Here is a 16,949-nt window from a genome sequence, read left to right as displayed (position 1 = left end):
CCACCATGAAAAAGACTCTCCTCGCCTGCACCGTCGCCGCCAGCTTCGCGCTGCCTGCCTTTGCCCAGCAGCAGCTCACCGTGGTCAATTTCGGTGGCGCCAACGCCAACGCCCAGAAGAAGGCCTACTACGAGCCCTACGAGAAGACCGGCACCAAGATCATTCCGGTCGAATACAACGGCGAACAGGCCAAGATCAAGGCCATGGTCGAGACCAAGAAGGTCACCTGGGACGTGGTCGAGGTCGAATCGCCCGACGCGGCGCGCGGCTGCGACGAGGGCCTGTTCGAGAAGCTCGACTATTCGAAGATCGGCAGCAAGGCCGACTTCCTGCCGGCCGCGGTCACCGATTGCGGCGTCGGCCTGTTCGTGTGGTCGACCGTGATGGCCTACAACGGCGAAAAGCTCAAGACCGCGCCCACCAGCTGGGCCGATTTCTGGGACGTGAAGAAGATCCCGGGCAAGCGCGGCATGCGCAAGGGCGCGCGCTACAACCTCGAGTTCGCGCTCATGGCCGACGGCGTGAAGCCGGCCGATGTCTACAAGGTGCTCGCCACCAAGGACGGCGCCGACCGCGCGTTCAAGAAGCTCACCGAACTCAAGCCGAACATCCAGTGGTGGGAAGCCGGCGCACAGCCGCCGCAGTTCCTGGTGGCCGGCGACGTGGTGCTGACCACCGTGTACAACGGCCGCATCGACGCGGCCAACCGCGAAGGCCGCGACCTCAAGATCTACTGGCCGGGCGGCATCTACGACCTCGACTACCTGGTGATTCCGAAGGGCGCACCGAACAAGGAAGCCTCGCTGAAGTTCATCCAGTTCGTGATGCAGCCGGCCAACCAGGCGGTCTATGCCCAGAACATCGCCTACGGTCCCGCCAACACCAAGGCACTGGCTTCGCTCAGCCCCAAGGTGCTGGCCGACCTGCCGACCTCGGCGACCAACGCCAAGGACGCGCTGCAGTTCAACGTCGGCTTCTGGGCTGACCAGGGCGAGGCGCTCGAGAAGCGCTTCGCGTCCTGGGCCACGCAGTAAGCAGGCAAGAGGCCATGCACGCGGCAATGTCTGTCCCCCAGGTCCCGGCAGAGGCGCCACCCGGCGAGCTCCGGCGTGCGCTGGCGCGCGCCGAGTCGCGCCGCAAGTGGCGCGCCTTCGCGCTCACGGCGCCGCTGCTGGTGTTTCTGCTGCTGACGCTGCTGGTGCCCATCGTGGCGCTGCTGCAGCGCGCGGTCGAGAACCCCGAGGTGGCCAATGCGCTGCCGCGCACCGTGCGCGCACTCGACGGATGGAGCCGCAAGGAGGCGCCCGCGCCCGCGGCCTATGCCGCCATCGCGGCCGACCTCGGCCAGCTGCCCGACAGCTCCGATGCGGGCGCACTCGCGCGCCGCCTCAACACCGAGATCGCGGGCGCCCGCTCGCTCGTGATGGGCACCTTCAGGGCGCTGCCGATTGCCGGCACGCCGGAAGAAATCAAGGCCCGCATGCTGGAGATCGATCCGCGCTGGGGCGAGGTGCCGTTCTGGCAGGCCATTGCAAAGAACGGATCGCGCTGGACACCCGACTACCTGCTCGCCTCGGTCGACCTGCGGCGCAATGTGGCGGGCGAGGTGGAGCGCATGCCTGCCGACCAGCGCGCCTTTGCCGGCATCCTGCTGCGCACCTTCCAGATCAGCGCCGTGGTCACCTTCTTCTGCCTGCTGCTGGCCTATCCGCTGGCCTGGTGGCTGTCGACACTGCCGGCGCGCAAGGCCAACGTGCTGATGATCCTGGTGCTGGTGCCGTTCTGGACTTCCATCCTGGTGCGCGTGGCGGCCTGGATCGTGCTGCTGCAGTCCGAGGGCCTGGTCAACCGCGGCCTCATGGGCATCGGCCTGATCGACCATCCGCTGGCGCTGCTGTTCAACCGCACCGGCGTGATCATCGCGATGGTGCATATCCTGCTGCCGTTCATGATCCTGCCGCTCTACAGCGTCATGAAGAGCGTGCCGCCCACCTACCTGCGTGCGGCCGTCTCGCTGGGCAGCTCGCCGCTGGCGGCCTTTTTCCGGGTGTACGTGCCGCAGACCTATCCGGGCATCGGCGCCGGTGCGCTGCTGGTCTTCATCCTGGCCATCGGCTACTACGTGACGCCGGCGCTGCTCGGCGGCGCGGACGACCAGATGCTGAGCTACTACATCGCGCGCTACACCAACGTGGAAATCAACTGGGGCATGGCCTGCGCGCTGGGCGCCGTGCTGCTGGCCGCCACGCTGGTGCTGTATGCGGTGTACCGCCGCATCGGCAAGGCCGAGCTGAGCCTGGGCTGACCGGCACGAAAGACAAAAAAGCATGCTGAAGCTTCCTCAATTCCCGGCCTACGCCACCTTCGCCGACAAGCTCGGCTGGTGGCTGGTGCGCGCCGGCTGCGTCGCGGTGCTGGCCTTTCTGCTGGCGCCGATCCTGGTGGTGATTCCGCTGTCGTTCTCCGACAGCTCGTTCCTGGCCTACCCGATCCCGGGCTGGTCGCTGCGGTGGTATCGCAACCTCTTCGATTCGCCCGAATGGGCGCGCGCGGCGCGCAACAGCTTCATCGTCGCGCCGGCCGCCACGGTGCTGGCCACCGTGCTGGGCACGCTGGCGGCGGTGGGCCTGTCTCGCACGAGCTTTGCCTTCAAGGGCCTGCTGATGAGCGTGCTGATCTCGCCGATGGTGGTGCCGATCGTGGTGGTGGGCGTCGCCACCTACCTCTACTTCGCGCCCATCGGCCTGGCCGACACCTACATCGGGCTGATCGTGGTGCATGCGGCACTCGGTGCGCCTTTTGTGCTGACCACCGTGCTCGCCACGCTGGCCGGCTTCAACCAGAACCTGGTGCGCGCATCGCTGAGCCTGGGCGAAACACCGTTCAGGACCTTCATGCGCATCACGCTGCCGGTGATTGCGCCGGGCGTGATCTCGGGCGCGCTGTTCGCCTTCGCCACCTCGTTCGACGAAGTGGTGGTCACGCTGTTCCTCGCGGGGCCGGACCAGGTCACGCTGCCGCGCCAGATGTTCACCGGCATCCGCGAGAACATCTCGCCCACCATCGCCGCCGTGGCGACGCTGCTGATCATCTTCACCACCACGCTGCTGCTCGCGCTCGAATGGCTGCGCGGCCGGCGGCGCTGAACCCCCAAGCACACGATGCCCGCCACCCCGACACCGAACCAGCCGCTCGGCGGCAACACGATGCCGCGCTTCGCCGGCCCCGGCACGATGATGCGGCTGCCGGCTGCAACTTCCCCGGAGGGGCTGGACGCGGCGTTCATCGGCGTGCCGCTGGACATCGGTACTTCCAACCGCCCGGGTGCGCGCTTCGGGCCGCGCCAGATCCGCGCCGAGTCGGCGCTGCTGCGGCCCTACAACATGGCCACCGGCGCGGCGCCTTTCGACCGGCTGAACGTGGCCGACCTGGGCGACGTGCCGATCAACACCTACTCGCTCGACAAGTCGGTCGACATCATCTCGGCCTTCTACGACACGGTGCTGGCCGCCGGCTGCGCGCCGCTGACGCTCGGCGGCGACCACACCATCGCGCTGCCGATCCTGCGCGCGGTGGCGCGCAGGCACGGCCCGGTTGCGCTGGTGCATGTGGATGCGCATGCGGACGTGAACGACGACATGTTCGGCGAGCGCATCGCGCACGGCACACCGTTCCGGCGCGCCGTCGAAGAGGGCCTGCTGGCCTGCGACAAGGTCTGGCAGATCGGCCTGCGCGGCACCGGCTATGCAGCGGACGATTTCGACTGGCCGCGCGAACAGGGCTTCACCGTGGTGCAGGCGCACGAGGTCTGGTACCAGTCGCTGGCGCCGCTGATGGCGCAGGTGCGCGAGCGCATCGGGCCGACGCATCCGGTCTACATCAGCTTCGACATCGACGGCATCGATCCGTCGTTCGCCGGCGGCACCGGCACGCCCGAGATCGGCGGGCTCACCGTGCCGCAGGCGCTGGAGATCGTGCGCGGCTGCCGCGGGCTGAACGTGGTGGGCGCCGACCTGGTGGAAGTCAGCCCGCCCTACGACACGAGTGGAAACACTGCGCTGCTCGGGGCCAATCTGCTCTACGAAATGCTCTGCGTACTCCCCGGTGTACCTTTCCGCTGACACCGGCTATTCATCTTCTCCCGAGACAACACGACAACATGGACACGAAGACTTCCCCTCTCTCACTGCTGAACGACCCGACCCTGCTCAAGACCGATGCGCTGATCGCCGGCGAATGGACAAAGGGCGCGAGCCGCTTCGACGTGAACGACCCGGCGACCGGCCAGAAGCTGGTCGATGTGGCCAACCTCACGCGCGCGGACGCCGCGCTCGCCATTGCCGCCGCCAACAAGGCGCTTGCCGCCTGGCGCGGCAAGACCGGCAAGGAGCGCAGCATCGTGCTGCGCAAGTGGTTCGACCTGCTGATCGCCAACACCGAAGACCTGGGCCGCCTGATGACCGCCGAGCAAGGCAAGCCCTTTGCCGAGGCCAAGGGCGAGGTCGTGTACGGCGCGAGCTTCGTCGAGTGGTTTGCCGAAGAAGCCAAGCGCGTGAACGGCGAGGTCCTGCCGCAGTTCGACAACAACCGCCGCCTGCTGGTGATGAAGCAGGCCATCGGCGTGTGCGCGGCGATCACGCCGTGGAACTTTCCGCTGGCCATGATCACCCGCAAGGTGGCGCCGGCGCTGGCTGCCGGCTGCACGGTGATCATCAAGCCCGCCGAACTCACGCCGCTGACCGCGCTGGCCGCGGCCGAGCTGGCTGTGCGGGCCGGCATTCCCGCGGGCGTGCTCAACGTGCTCACGGCCGACAGCGGCAACAGCATCGCCATCGGCAAGGAACTGTGCGAGAGCGACGTCGTGCGCCACCTGAGCTTCACCGGCTCCACCGAAGTCGGCCGCATCCTGATGAGCCAGTGCGCGCCGACGGTCAAGAAGCTGTCGCTCGAACTCGGCGGCAATGCGCCTTTCCTGGTGTTCGACGATGCGGACGTGGATTCGGCGGTCGAAGGCGCCATGGCCAGCAAGTACCGCAACGCCGGCCAGACCTGCGTGTGCGCGAACCGGCTGTATGTGCAGGACGGCATCTATGACGCCTTCGTCGAGAAATTCTCGGCCAAGGTCAAGGCGCTCAAGGTCGGCAACGGTTTCGAAGACGGCGTGATGCAGGGGCCGCTGATCGAAGACGCAGCCGTCGACAAGGTGCAGCGCCATGTCGACGACGCGGTTGCCAAAGGCGGCAGGGTGCTGGCGGGCGGCCACCGGATCCAGGGCCAGTTCTTCGAACCGACCGTGATTGCCGAGGCCACGTCCGACATGCTGTGCGCGCGGGAGGAAACCTTCGGCCCCTTCGCACCGGTGTTCCGCTTCAAGTCCGAGCAGGACGGCATCGACGCGGCGAACAACACCGAGTTCGGCCTGGCGAGCTACTTCTACACCCGCGACGTGGGCCGCATCTTTCGCGTGGCGGAAGCGCTCGAATACGGCATGGTCGGCATCAATGCCGGCGTGATCGCCACCGAGCATGTGCCGTTCGGCGGCGTGAAGCAGTCCGGCCTGGGGCGCGAGGGCTCGCACCACGGCATGGACGACTACGTCGAGATCAAGTACCTCTGCCTGGGCGACATCCAGAAGTAGGAAAAGAGCGCGCGGCTGCACAGCCGCGCCGATGGATACGCCCCCGGTTCAACGGGGCACCTTGCCGATCGTGTTCGGCGCACGCAGAAAGTCGAAGTCCACGCCCTTGTCGGCCTGCGTCACGGTCTGCAGGAACAGTTTCTTGTAGCCGCGGTCGGCGGTGGGTTCGACCACCACCGTTTCCTTGGCGCGGCGTGCCAGTTCGTCGTCCGGCACCCGCAGCGAGATCTCGCGGTTCGCCACGCTGAGCCGGATGCGGTCGCCGTTGCGCACGTAAGCCAGCGGCCCGCCGATGGCCGACTCCGGCGTGACGTGCAGCACGATGGTGCCGAAGGCCGTGCCGCTCATGCGGCCGTCGGAGATGCGCACAATGTCCTTCACGCCGGCCCGCGCGAGCTTGCGCGGAATCGGGATGTAGCCCGCTTCGGGCATGCCCGGCGCACCCTTGGGGCCGATGTTCTTGAGCACCAGCACGTCGTCGGCCGTCACGTCGAGTTCGTCGCTGTCGATGCGGGTCACCAGGTCTTCGGCGTTCTCGAACACCACGGCGCGGCCTTCGTGTTCCATGAGCTCGGGGTCGGCGGCCGACTGCTTGATGATCGCGCCGCCGGGCGCCAGGTTGCCCCACAGCACCGCGATGCCGCCTTGCGGGTAGATCGGCCGGCTGGCGGGCCGCACCACGTCCTGCCGGAAGCCCGGTCCGCTGCGCTCGATTTCCTCGCCCAGCGTCCGGCCCGTGACCGTGAGCGCGTCGAGGTGCAGCAGCGGCTTGAGTTCGCGCAGCAGCGTGGCCATGCCGCCGGCCGCGTGGAAGTCTTCCATGTAGTGCTGGCCCGAGGGCTTCAGGTCCAGCAGCACCGGTGTCTCGCGGCCCATGCGGTCCAGCGCGTGGAGATCGATGTCGAGGCCCATGCGCCCGGCGATGGCCGCGAGGTGCACGATGCCGTTGGTCGAGCCGCCGATGGCCAGCAGCACGCGCATCGCATTCTCGAAAGCGGCCGGTGTCAGCACCTTGTCGATGGTGAGCCGCTCGCGTGCGATCTGCACCGCCTGCGCGCCGGTCTGCTCGGCGATGCGGATGCGGTCGGCCGTGACGGCGGGTGGCGATGCGCCCCCCGGCATCGTCATGCCCAGCGCCTCTGCGATGCAGGCCATGGTGCTGGCCGTGCCCATCACCGAGCAGGTGCCCACGCTCGCCACGAGCTGGTTGTTGACGTCGGCGGTTTCCTCGCCGTCGATCTCGCCCGCGCGGTACCTGCCCCAGTAGCGCCGGCAGTCGGTGCAGGCGCCCACGCGCTCGCCGCGGTGGCTGCCCGTGAGCATCGAGCCCGTGATGAGCTGGATCGACGGCAGGCCGGCGGAGGCCGCGCCCATCAGCTGCGCGGGCACGGTCTTGTCGCAGCCGCCGATCAGCACCACGGCATCCATGGGCTGTGCGCGCACCATTTCCTCGGTGTCCATCGACATCAGGTTGCGCAGGTACATGCTGGTCGGTGCCGCGAAGCTTTCATGCACCGAGATCGTGGGAAAGTCCATCGGCAGGCCGCCCGCGAGCATCACGCCGCGCTTCACGGCCTCGATGAGCTGCGGCGCGTTGCCATGGCAGGGGTTGTAGGCGCTGCCGGTGTTGGCGATGCCGACCACGGGGCGGTCGAGCGCGGCGTCGGTGTAGCCCGCGCCCTTGATGAAGGCCTTGCGCAAGAAGAGCGAGAAGCCGCGGTCGCCGTAGCTGGTCAGGCCCTTGCGCATGCCTGCGCCGGGGTTGTCGGTGCTGTCGTCGGGTTCGAAGGGGGATTCGGACATGGGGTGCCTGTGCTGCTTATTCGTCGGACTTGATGTTGGACTCGGCGATGACTTTATTCCAGCGGGCCACTTCGGCCTGGAGCTGCTCGGCCGATTCGCGGGCTTGCCACCATGACGCCGGCAGCCAAGTCGTCCACGCCGGTCCGCAGTCGGGCAAACCCGATTACCACCTTTGTTTCAAATCTTTACGATCCCTTTGCCGGCGTCTTCCGGTGGTCAACCCTTGCTCTGGCGCGCAATTTGCACTGGGTTGACCTTCTCAACCAGAGGGAGAGTTCATGAAAAGCTTCTTGCCGTGGCGCCGGTTCGGTGCCCTGTTGATGGCCATGGGCGGCGTCGCGGCCGCCCAGGCTCAGGTGCTGCAGTTCAAGTGGGGCCATGTCTTCGAGCCCGCCAGCATCTTCCATCAGCAGGCGGAGCTGGCGGCCCGCAAGATTGCCGAGCAGTCCGAGGGCAAGATCAAGATCGAGGTGGTGCCCTCGTCCAAGCTGGGGCAGGAAGGCGACTTCGCCCTGATGCTCGCGAACGATTCCATGCAGATCGCCTATGTGGGGCAGGCCACCCTGGCCGAGGGCTATCCGCCGCTGCGCCTGGGCAGCTACCCCTTCGCCTTCAAGGACCTGGACCACATGCGCAAGTACCTCGCCAGCCCGCTGCTCGCGGAGCTGATGAAGGGCTACAACGAGAAGAGCGGCAACCGCATGGTCGCCCCGGTCTACTACGGCGCGCGGCAGGTGACGTCGAGCAAGCCGCTGCTGCGCCCCGAAGACTTCCGCGACCTGCGCCTGTACGTGCCCGATGCCTCGGCCTACCAGCTGTTCGCCACCGCACTGGACGCCAAGCCCATCACGCTCCCCTTCATGAGCCTCTACGGCTCGCTCAAGAAGGGCGAAGTGGAGGCGCAGGAGAACCCGCTGGGCACAGTCAAGGACAAGCGCCTCTACGAGGTGCAGAAGTACGTGCAGCTGACGGGGCACATCTACGACACGCTGGGCATCGTGATCGGCAAGGCGGCCTGGGCCAAACTGACGCCGCAACAGCAGGCGATGATGGAAAAGACCCTCGTGGAAAACGCGAAATGGACCAACGTCGGCGTGATCGCCGGCGAGCTGGAGGACGAGAAGTTCCTGCGCAGCAAGGGCATGACCGTTTCGCCGGTCAACCGGTTGCCGTTCCTGGAGCGTATCGCCAGGCGCGCCACGCCCGAGCAGTTCGGCGCGCGGCCGGGCGACTACGCGAAGCTGCAGGCGCTGAGTTCGGGCGCGAACTGAACTGCGCGCCTCAGGCCTCGAAAGCGCGTTGCAGGGCGTGCGACAGGTCGGCGGCCAGCGCCTCGCGCTGGGGCGAGGGGCGCCAGAAACTGCGCGCTGCGACGCCGGTCGATTCCCATTCGGGGTGGTTGCGCGCCGGCTGCGCGGCGCGCACCGCGGCCGCGGCGGCGCGCGTGGCTGCATCGCCGTCCTCGGGCGTCTCGGCGGCGATGCGCTGCGTGGCCGCGTGGCCGCGCTGCTCCAGCGCCTGCGCGAGCTTGAGCTGCCATGCAACGAGCGTGAACAGCACGCCGTCTTCCACGGTGACCTCATGCACGTCGCGCAGCTTGTTGGCCAGCTTGCGGCCCAGCGGGCCCCAGCCCTGCGACACCGCGCCGCCGATGGCGCCGCCCAATGCCGCGCCTGCGCCGAGCGAGATGCCGGCCACGGCGAGGTCGGCCACCACGCCGACGGCCGCGCCGATGACGGCGCCCTTGCCGAGCCGCAGGCCCGCGTCCTTCATGGCTTCGGGGCTGAAGAAGTCGAGCGTCCAGCGGCCCTCGATCATCGGCAGCGGCGCCTCGTCGGCATCGCCCTGGCGAAAGCCGTAGAGCGCGAGCAGGTCGTCGGTGCAGCGCTGGGCCTTGTCGAACACGGCTTTCCGGAGTGCGGCGACGAGCGCTTGCCGCCGCGCGGTGTCGGCGAACTCGGTGGCCGAGACCGTGCGGCGCACCGAGGCCGCGTCGAGCAGCAAGCCGGCGATGCGCGTGCAGGCGGACCGGCGGCGTTCGACGGCTTCGGTGTCGAGGAAATCGACCACCTCGTGCAGCCGCTCGCGGCGGTCGCGCAGCAGGGTGGCGAGGTCGGTGTAGAGGTCGCGCTCGGCGCCGACAAAAGGAGCCGCCGCATCGAAGCGCACCTGCACGTGCAGGCCGTAGGCCGAGAGCAGCTCCCTCCACGCCGGCTCGCGGCTGGTGGTGTCACGAACGAAGTTCAGCACCGGCAGCACGGGCCGGGCACAGGCGTTGAGTAGCTCGATCTCGTCGCGGAATTTGGGCAGCACCGGCTCGCGCACGTCGATGACGAGGAAGGCCGCGTCGATGTCGAGCATGGTGCGCAGCACCTTGGCCTCCTGCTCGAACACGCCGTGCGCTTCCGGCCCCTGCAGGAACTGGCGGATGCGCTCAGGCGGCGTGGCCTGCGGGTCGAAGCCTGCCAGGTGCTCGCGCAGCGCTACCGCGTCCTCGAGGCCCGGCGTGTCGAAGAAGCGCACGGCGGCGGCACCGTTCACGTCGAGGTCGACCGATTCGACATGGCGCGTGGTGCCGGGGCGCTGCGACACCTCGCCGAAATTCACGCGGCGCGTCAGCGTGCGCAGCAGCGAGGTCTTGCCCGCGTTGGTGTGGCCGACGACGGCAATGCGGATGGCTTCTCGCCTCATGGTGTGGAGCCCAGTCCCTGCAGTGCGGTGTCCAGCCGGTCGCTGGCCGCGATGCGTTCCAGGCCGGTGTCGCGCAGCCAGTCGATCCAGCGGCGGGATGCGCTTGCGCTGCCGCCGGCTGCATCGGACAGCCACAGGCGGCATTCGCCGCAATGCGCCAGCACCTCGCGCAGGAAACGCTCGGTGCCGCGGTCGGGGCTCGATGCGGCGTGGCACACCAGCAGCACGGCGCGCGGGCGAGCCTGCGCCACCTGGTCGAGCAGGGCGCGGCGTGCGGGGGCGCTGCCGTCGATGCGCAGCACCTGCGTGGCGTCGGCGGGCAAACCGGCGGGCGGCCAGGGCATGTCGGGCGGCAGCTCGAAACCGATGACGAAGAACGCGTCCTGCAGCTCGGAAGGGGCCAGGCCGGCCGGGGCGATGCCGCGTGTGCGGCCCGGGTCGGCATCGACGATGGCGGCGGGCGCCAGCGCCGCAAAGCGGGCCAGCAGCTTGCGGTAGTAGGGCTCGCTCCAGTCGGGCTGCAGCGCCTTGCGGCGGCTGCGCCAGATGGCCGCGCTCAGCAGCACGAGTGCGAGGCGCGGCAGCAGGCCGTACACCACGATGCAGCCGGTCAGCCACATCGCCCAGGTGCGCTGGCCCGCGGCGCCGGGCGAGGGGGAGAGAACGGTTGCGGCGTCAGGCACCGGAAAGCCGAGCTGCGCGGGCGCCCAGCCCAGCAACTGCACCGCGCGCACGAAGAAGGCCGGATCGAGGATCGTCGTCTCCCAGCTCAGCGTGTAGCTGCGAAAGGCCAGTGCGAACAGCATCGCGGCCAGCACCACGGCAAACGACAGCGCCCAGATGCCATGGCTCACGAGCCCGAAGGCCCAGGGCAGCAATCTGGCGCGGCCCAGCAGCCCGGTGGTTGCGCGCACCAGCACCGGCGCCTGGCCCCGCTTGCCACCCGCCACGCGTGCGGTGAGCGAGAGCCAGATCCAGCCGAGCGAAGCCGTGTTGAACGAACCGAGCGGCAGCCACAGGCCAGCCAGCCAGAGCAGCAGCGTGAGCGCATGCAGGCCCAGCAGGCTCACGAGCGCCACGATCACGTTGATATGGCGCTCGCCGCCGCCGATCACGCTGCCCGCGAGGCCCAGGCCCGCGACGACGATCAGCGCCACCAGCGCGAACAGCACCCAGGGCGCCCACTGCCGGGCGCGGGCCAGTTCGGGCTGCAGCCCGATGCGTTCGCCGAGCTGGCGTGCACGTTCGGTGATCCGGGCGTGGCCCTCAGCCGCCCGCGAGGCCGCTGTGCGAAGGGCCTGCGCATCGTCGAGCGGACCGTTCTGCTCGGTCCATCGGATTGCCTCGGTGATCACCGCATCCGGAAAGGCAGGTTCGCGCAACGCGGTGTCGTTGGTCAACAGGGTCCCTTCGCAAGTGGTGCCCCACGGAGTGCCGGGGCGCGCGAATTATGCCCGGCGCGTTGCGAAGACCCATGAGAAACGGGGCCGCGAGCGACCCCGTTTCCGAATGGTGCGAACGTTGAAAACGTGTGTGTCCGGTCTCGGCGGCTCCGCCGCGCTGCACGCCACCCACAGCCCCTGAACCCGTCACGGCCAGTTCGCGGGACACCGCGGAACCGGCTTCGCCGGGCCGCAGGTGTCGCCCCCGGCGAGGGGGGTGGCGTAGCGACACGAAGTGCGCGAAGCCTGGGGGAGTTTCTATCTCAAGCCGAAGAACGAAAGCACGGCCACAACGACCACGACCAGGCCGACGATGTAGATGATTGAATTCACGCGAGGACTCCTCGTTGTTGGCGACGAGCCCAGCATTGCGCGCCGGCAACACGGCCGATGTCGGCGAGGGACGGCCCGTGCTGTAGGACTCGCGAAGCGGAGAGTCCATGACAAATCCCCCGGTTCAGGCAGCTTTGTCAGTTTGTCATTGCCCGTGTGACCATTGTTTGCAATGCGGTGCCTGCCGGGTGCGGGGCCGTTGACTTCCGGGGGCRACACCWGCGGCCCGGCAAAGCCGGTTCCGCGGTGTTTCACGAAAGAGACTCTTCGGTCAGGCTCGCAGCGCCTCTTCTTCCTCGAGCGCATCGCCGAGGAACCCGCCGCTCTGGTGCGCCCACAGCCGCGCATACAGGCCGCCGTGCGCCATCAGCGTGCGGTGGTCGCCTTCTTCCACCACGCGGCCTTCATCGAGCACGATCAGCCGGTCCATCGCCGCGATGGTCGACAGCCGGTGCGCGATCGCGATCACGGTCTTGCCTTCCATCAGCGTGTAGAGGCTTTGCTGGATGGCGGCCTCGACCTCGGAGTCGAGCGCACTGGTGGCCTCGTCGAGCAGCAGGATCGGCGCGTCCTTGAGCATCACCCGCGCGATGGCCACGCGCTGGCGCTGGCCGCCCGAGAGCTTCACGCCGCGCTCGCCCACATGCGCCTCGTAGCCGCGCCGGCCGCTCGCGTCGCCCAGCGTCTGGATGAAGTCATGGGCTTCTGCACGTCGGGCGGCGGCCTCGATCTGCGCCGGCGTCGCATCGGGCCGGCCATAGGCGACGTTGTCGGCCACCGAACGGTGCATCAGCGAGGTGTCCTGCGTGACCATGCCGATGTGGCTGCGCAGCGAGTCCTGCGTGACGTGTGCAATGTCCTGCCCGTCGATCAGGATGCGGCCGCTTTCCAGGTCATGGAAGCGCAGCAGCAGGTTCACCAGCGTCGACTTGCCGGCGCCCGAGCGGCCGACCAGGCCGATCTTCTCGCCGGGCTTCACCGTCAGCGTCAGGTCGTCGATCACGCGGCGGCCGGCGTCGGCATAGCGGAAGCTCGCATGCTCGAAGCGCACCTCGCCGCGCGGCACGTCGAGCCCGGTGGCATCGGCCGCATCGAGCACGGTGCGCGGGCGCGACAGCGTCTTCATGCCGTCCTGCACCGTGCCGATGTTCTCGAACAGGCTGGTCATTTCCCACATGATCCAGTGCGACATGCCCTGCAGCCGCAGCGCCATCGCGGTGGCGGCGGCCACCGCGCCCACGCCCACCGTGCCGCGCGACCACAGCCACAGCGCGGTGCCCGCCATGCCGGCCGTGAGGCCCATGCTCAGCGTGTGGTTGACGATCTCGAAGGCGCTCACCAGCCGCATCTGCCCGTAGCCCGTGTGCATGAACTCGCGCATGGCATCGCGCGCGAAGCCGGCCTCGCGCTGGGTGTGCGAGAACAGCTTGACGGTCGCGATGTTGGTGTAGGCATCGGTCACGCGGCCGGTCATCAGCGCGCGCGCATCGGCCTGCGCCTTGCCGACCTTGCCCAGCCGCGGCACGAAGTAGACGAGGGAGCCGATGTACAGCGCCAGCCAGATCACGAACGGCCACACCAGCTGCGCGTCGAGCACGCCCACCAGGATGATCATCGTCGCCACGTACACGCCCATGGCGACCAGCACGTCGGCCAGCACGAAGATGGTTTCGCGCACCGCGAGCGCGGTCTGCATCACCTTGGCCGTGATGCGGCCCGCGAACTCGTCCTGGTAGAAGGCCATGCTCTGGCCCAACATCAGCCGGTGGAAGTTCCAGCGCAGCCGCATCGGCAGGTTCACCGCCAGCGTCTGGTGCTTGACGATGGTCTGCAGCGCCACCACCGCGATGCTGACCACCAGCACCGCGGCCATCCACAGCAAGGTGTCGCCGCGCTCGGCCCACAGCCGCGACGGCACCTGCCCGCCGAGCCAGTCGACGATGCGTCCGAGGATCGCGAACAGCGCCGCCTCGAAGATCGACATGATGGCCGTGAGCACCGCCATGGCGGCGATCTTGCCGCGCACGCCCTGCATGCAGGCCCACAGAAAGGCGAAGAAGCCCTGGGGCGGCAGCGGCGGTTCGGCGGCGGGATACGGGTGAAGGAGTTTTTCGAAGAAGCGGAACAAGGAAACGGTCTCCCAGAGAGCTCCGGACTTTAGCCGCGCTCGCATGACCTTGCCCCGAAAAGGTGCGTTCCTATTTCCTGAGCCGCGTTGCCTTGGGTTCCAGGCCGCCGAGCCGTTCGCTCAGGAAGTCGATGAAAGTACGCAGCTTGGGCGCCATGTACTGGCGGCTGGTGTACACGGCGAAGAGGGTCACGGGCATGGCCTCGTAGTCCGGCAGCAGCCGCACCAGCCGGCCCTGGGCCAGGTCGTCGTCGATCAGCCACAAGGGCATGAAGGCGACGCCCATGCCCGCATGCACCGCGTGCAGGGTAAGGGTGGTGTCGTCCGAGCGCATCGCCGGCGCGAGCCGCAGCGGGAGCATGCGGCCGCCCGGGCCCTTGAGCGAGAGGTTGTCCAGGTTCACGTAGCTCGGCACGATGGCGCCGAGCCGCGACAGGTCGGCGGGCAGCGCGGGGCTGCCGCCCATGCGGCGCAGATAGTCCGGCGTGCCCGCGAGATGAAAGGGCACCCGGCACAGCGGCCGTGCGATCAGCGCGGGCGAGGGCTCCTGCGTGGCGCGCAGCGCGAGATCGTAGCCATCGGCCGCCAGGTCGACCTTGCGGTTTTCCAGGTGCATGTCGACCAGCACTTCCGGAAAGCGCTCGCGGTAGTCGGCCAGCACGCGCGCGAAGCGCGGCGTGGCACACCACACCGGCGCGCTCACCTTGAGCTGGCCGCGCGGCGCCTCGCTCTTCTGGCCGATCGCAGCCTCGGCCGCATCGAGCAGGTCGAGCGCGCGGCGGCTCTGCTCGTACCAGGCGGTGCCGGCTTCGGTCAGGCTCAGGTGGCGGCTCGAGCGGTGCAGCAGCCGCGCGCCGAGCGACTTCTCGAGCTGCGCCACATGCTTGCTGGCCATCGGCGGCGACATCGACAGCCGCTCGGCCGCGGCCACGAAACTGCCGGCCTCGACGACCTCGCGGAACACGCGCAGGCTGGTCATGCGGTCCATCGATGATTTCCTATGGAGAAATGATTCGATGCATCGTAGCCTGTCGATTTCCTTTGGGGAAATGTCTACAGTCGAGACAACGCTTTCAAGGAGCATCGACTTGACCCACGACAACCCCGGCGCGACCCCGCGCCTGCCCACCTACTTCATCTCCCACGGCGGCGGCCCCTGGCCCTGGATGAAGAAGGAGATGGGCGCCACCTACGACCAGCTGGCCGCCTCGCTGGCCGACATGCCGCGCCAGATCGGCCGCACGCCCAAGGCCATCCTCATGGTGTCGGCGCATTGGGAAGCCCCGGCTTTCACGGTGCAGGGCAATCCGAAGCCGCCGATGATCTACGACTACGGCGGCTTCCCCGCCCACACCTACGAAGTGCGCTACGACTCGCCGGGCTCGCCCGAACTCGCGCAGCGCGTGCAGTCGCTCATCGCAGCGGTCGGCCTGCCGGTGCAGATCGATCCGGAGCGCGGCTACGACCACGGCATGTTCTCGCCGATGGCCGCGATGTACCCGAAGGCCGAGGTGCCGGTGGTGCAGCTGTCGCTGCGGCGCGGGCTCGACCCGGCCGAACACCTGGCGCTGGGCCGTGCGCTGGCACCGCTGCGCGACGAGAACGTGCTGATCGTCGGCAGCGGGCTGAGCTATCACAATCTGCGCAACTTCGGACCGCAGGCGCATGGCGTGTCGAAGGCTTTCGACGACTGGCTCGATGCGGCGGTGGTGAAAGGGGCGCCCGCCGAACGCGCCGCGCTCCTGCAGAGGTGGGAAGCCGCACCGGCCGCGCGCATGGCGCATCCGCGCGAGGAGCACCTGATTCCGTTGATGGTCGCGGTCGGCGCGGCCGAGGCGGAAGCCGGCGAGCGCGTCTACCACGAGGACGCCTTCATGGGCGGGCTCGTGGTGTCGAGCTTCCGGTTCGGCGGCGTCTGACCCTCGTGCTGCAGCGCGGCAGGCCGCGCGGCAAAATCGGGCGATGCCCCTGACCCCCGACAGTCCTCCAGCCGCCTCCGCGGCACGCAGCGAGATCGCGCGCATCGACGCGCTCGCCACCCGTCACGACACGGTGCACGACGGCGTGCGCGTGCGCTGGCGCCGCTTCGGCACCGACACGACGAAGCCGCCCATCGTGCTGCTGCACGGCGGCCACGGCAGCTGGATGCACTGGCTGCGCAACGCCGAGGCGCTGTCGGCCGAACGCACGCTCCTCTTGCCCGACATGCCGGGCTTTCACGATTCGGATGCGCTGCCGCGCGTGGCGCCCGGCGAGGATTCGCTGCTGCCTTTGCTGAAAGCGCTGGCCGGCACGCTCGATGCGCTGATCGGCGCGGGCACGCCCGTCGACCTCGGCGGCTTTTCCTTCGGCGGCCTGACCGCCGCGCGGTTTGCCGTGCAGCGCGGTGCGGTACGGAAGCTCGCCCTCATGGGCAGCGGCGGCCACGGCACGCTGCGCCGCATGACGGCCGAGATGATCAACTGGCGCGCCGCGCCGGACCGCGAGGCCGAGCGCGCCGCGCTGCTGCACAACCTGGGCGCGCTGATGCTGCATGACGCGTCGGCCATCGACGCGCTGGCCTTCGAGATCCACGACATCTCGTGCCACGGCACGCGCTTTCGCAGCAAGGAGGTGTCGCAGGCGGGCGGGCTCCAGAAGGCGATCGACGCGCTGGGCGTGCCGACGCTGCTGCTCTGGGGCGAATACGACGTCACGGCCGATCCGCGTCCGCTGGTGGCGCAACTCGTGAGCGAAGGCCCCGGCCGCGAAGGCGTGGTGATCGACGGCGCGGGGCACTGGGTGCAGTACGAGCGCGCCGGCGAGGTCAACGCGCGCTTGCTGAAGTTCTTCGGCTGACCCAGGGATTCTCAGGATCCATACCGAATCACGGCCGATGGCAACGCGATGTGCAGCGGCTCGGCCAGCTCGGACA

At 68.7% G+C, this 16,949-nt stretch carries 13 protein-coding genes; 8 read left to right on the top strand and 5 right to left on the bottom strand.

What is annotated here, in order from left to right:
* Positions 1 to 5: 5 nt before the first annotated feature.
* Genes AC1DXX_RS09420 through AC1DXX_RS09400 form a run of 5 tightly spaced genes read left to right on the top strand, consistent with a single transcriptional unit; the run spans position 6 to position 5,638 of the window.
* Positions 6 to 1,034, top strand: a complete 1,029-nt coding sequence (locus AC1DXX_RS09420; RefSeq protein ID WP_478133913.1) for an ABC transporter substrate-binding protein — start codon at positions 6 to 8, stop codon at positions 1,032 to 1,034.
* A gap of 14 nt (positions 1,035 to 1,048) precedes the next feature.
* Positions 1,049 to 2,305 carry an ABC transporter permease gene (locus tag AC1DXX_RS09415; protein WP_478133912.1) on the top strand — a complete coding sequence of 419 codons (1,257 nt, stop codon included), beginning with the start codon at positions 1,049 to 1,051 and terminating at the stop codon, positions 2,303 to 2,305.
* Positions 2,306 to 2,327: 22 nt separating this feature from the next.
* Entirely contained in the window at positions 2,328 to 3,146 is an 819-nt protein-coding gene (locus AC1DXX_RS09410) for an ABC transporter permease (RefSeq protein ID WP_478133911.1), read from the top strand.
* 15 nt (positions 3,147 to 3,161) lie between these two features.
* A complete protein-coding gene (gene speB / locus AC1DXX_RS09405) occupies positions 3,162 to 4,121 on the top strand; it encodes an agmatinase (protein ID WP_478133910.1) in 960 nt (319 codons plus the stop codon).
* Between the two features lie 38 nt (positions 4,122 to 4,159).
* Positions 4,160 to 5,638: an NAD-dependent succinate-semialdehyde dehydrogenase gene (locus tag AC1DXX_RS09400; protein ID WP_478133909.1), complete on the top strand. Its 1,479-nt coding sequence runs from the start codon at positions 4,160 to 4,162 to the stop codon at positions 5,636 to 5,638.
* Between the two features lie 48 nt (positions 5,639 to 5,686).
* Here AC1DXX_RS09400 and AC1DXX_RS09395 read toward each other — a convergent pair whose 3' ends face one another.
* Positions 5,687 to 7,441: an IlvD/Edd family dehydratase gene (locus AC1DXX_RS09395; protein WP_478133908.1), complete on the bottom strand. Its 1,755-nt coding sequence runs from the start codon at positions 7,439 to 7,441 to the stop codon at positions 5,687 to 5,689.
* 278 nt (positions 7,442 to 7,719) lie between these two features.
* Here AC1DXX_RS09395 and AC1DXX_RS09390 point away from each other — a divergent pair, with 278 nt between their 5' ends.
* Positions 7,720 to 8,712 (top strand): sialic acid TRAP transporter substrate-binding protein SiaP, encoded by a 993-nt coding sequence (locus AC1DXX_RS09390; protein ID WP_478133907.1) that lies wholly within the window; start codon positions 7,720 to 7,722, stop codon positions 8,710 to 8,712.
* 10 nt (positions 8,713 to 8,722) lie between these two features.
* Here the strand turns inward: AC1DXX_RS09390 and AC1DXX_RS09385 are convergent, their stop codons facing one another.
* The 4 genes from AC1DXX_RS09385 to AC1DXX_RS09370 form a co-directional block, all read right to left on the bottom strand.
* On the bottom strand, positions 8,723 to 10,132 hold the full coding sequence (locus tag AC1DXX_RS09385; RefSeq protein ID WP_478133906.1) for a GTPase/DUF3482 domain-containing protein: 1,410 nt from the start codon (positions 10,130 to 10,132) through the stop codon (positions 8,723 to 8,725).
* A complete protein-coding gene (locus AC1DXX_RS09380; protein WP_478133905.1) occupies positions 10,129 to 11,532 on the bottom strand; it encodes a DUF2868 domain-containing protein in 1,404 nt (467 codons plus the stop codon). The genes AC1DXX_RS09385 and AC1DXX_RS09380 overlap by 4 nt, the downstream gene beginning before the upstream one ends.
* Before the next feature lie 646 nt (positions 11,533 to 12,178).
* Entirely contained in the window at positions 12,179 to 14,080 is a 1,902-nt protein-coding gene (locus AC1DXX_RS09375) for an ABC transporter ATP-binding protein (RefSeq protein ID WP_478133904.1), read from the bottom strand.
* Between the two features lie 25 nt (positions 14,081 to 14,105).
* Entirely contained in the window at positions 14,106 to 15,023 is a 918-nt protein-coding gene (locus tag AC1DXX_RS09370; protein ID WP_478133903.1) for a LysR family transcriptional regulator, read from the bottom strand.
* A 100-nt stretch (positions 15,024 to 15,123) separates the two neighbouring features.
* Here AC1DXX_RS09370 and AC1DXX_RS09365 point away from each other — a divergent pair, with 100 nt between their 5' ends.
* Both AC1DXX_RS09365 and AC1DXX_RS09360 read left to right on the top strand, forming a co-directional pair.
* On the top strand, positions 15,124 to 15,954 hold the full coding sequence (locus AC1DXX_RS09365) for a DODA-type extradiol aromatic ring-opening family dioxygenase (protein WP_478133902.1): 831 nt from the start codon (positions 15,124 to 15,126) through the stop codon (positions 15,952 to 15,954).
* A gap of 43 nt (positions 15,955 to 15,997) precedes the next feature.
* Positions 15,998 to 16,873, top strand: a complete 876-nt coding sequence (locus tag AC1DXX_RS09360; protein WP_478133901.1) for an alpha/beta fold hydrolase — start codon at positions 15,998 to 16,000, stop codon at positions 16,871 to 16,873.
* Positions 16,874 to 16,949 lie beyond the last annotated feature (76 nt).

Source organism: Variovorax sp. P4_B10 (assembly GCF_056402375.1).
The sequence above is the reverse complement of the archived record's forward strand: the minus strand, read 5'-3'. Positions and strand labels throughout refer to the sequence as shown.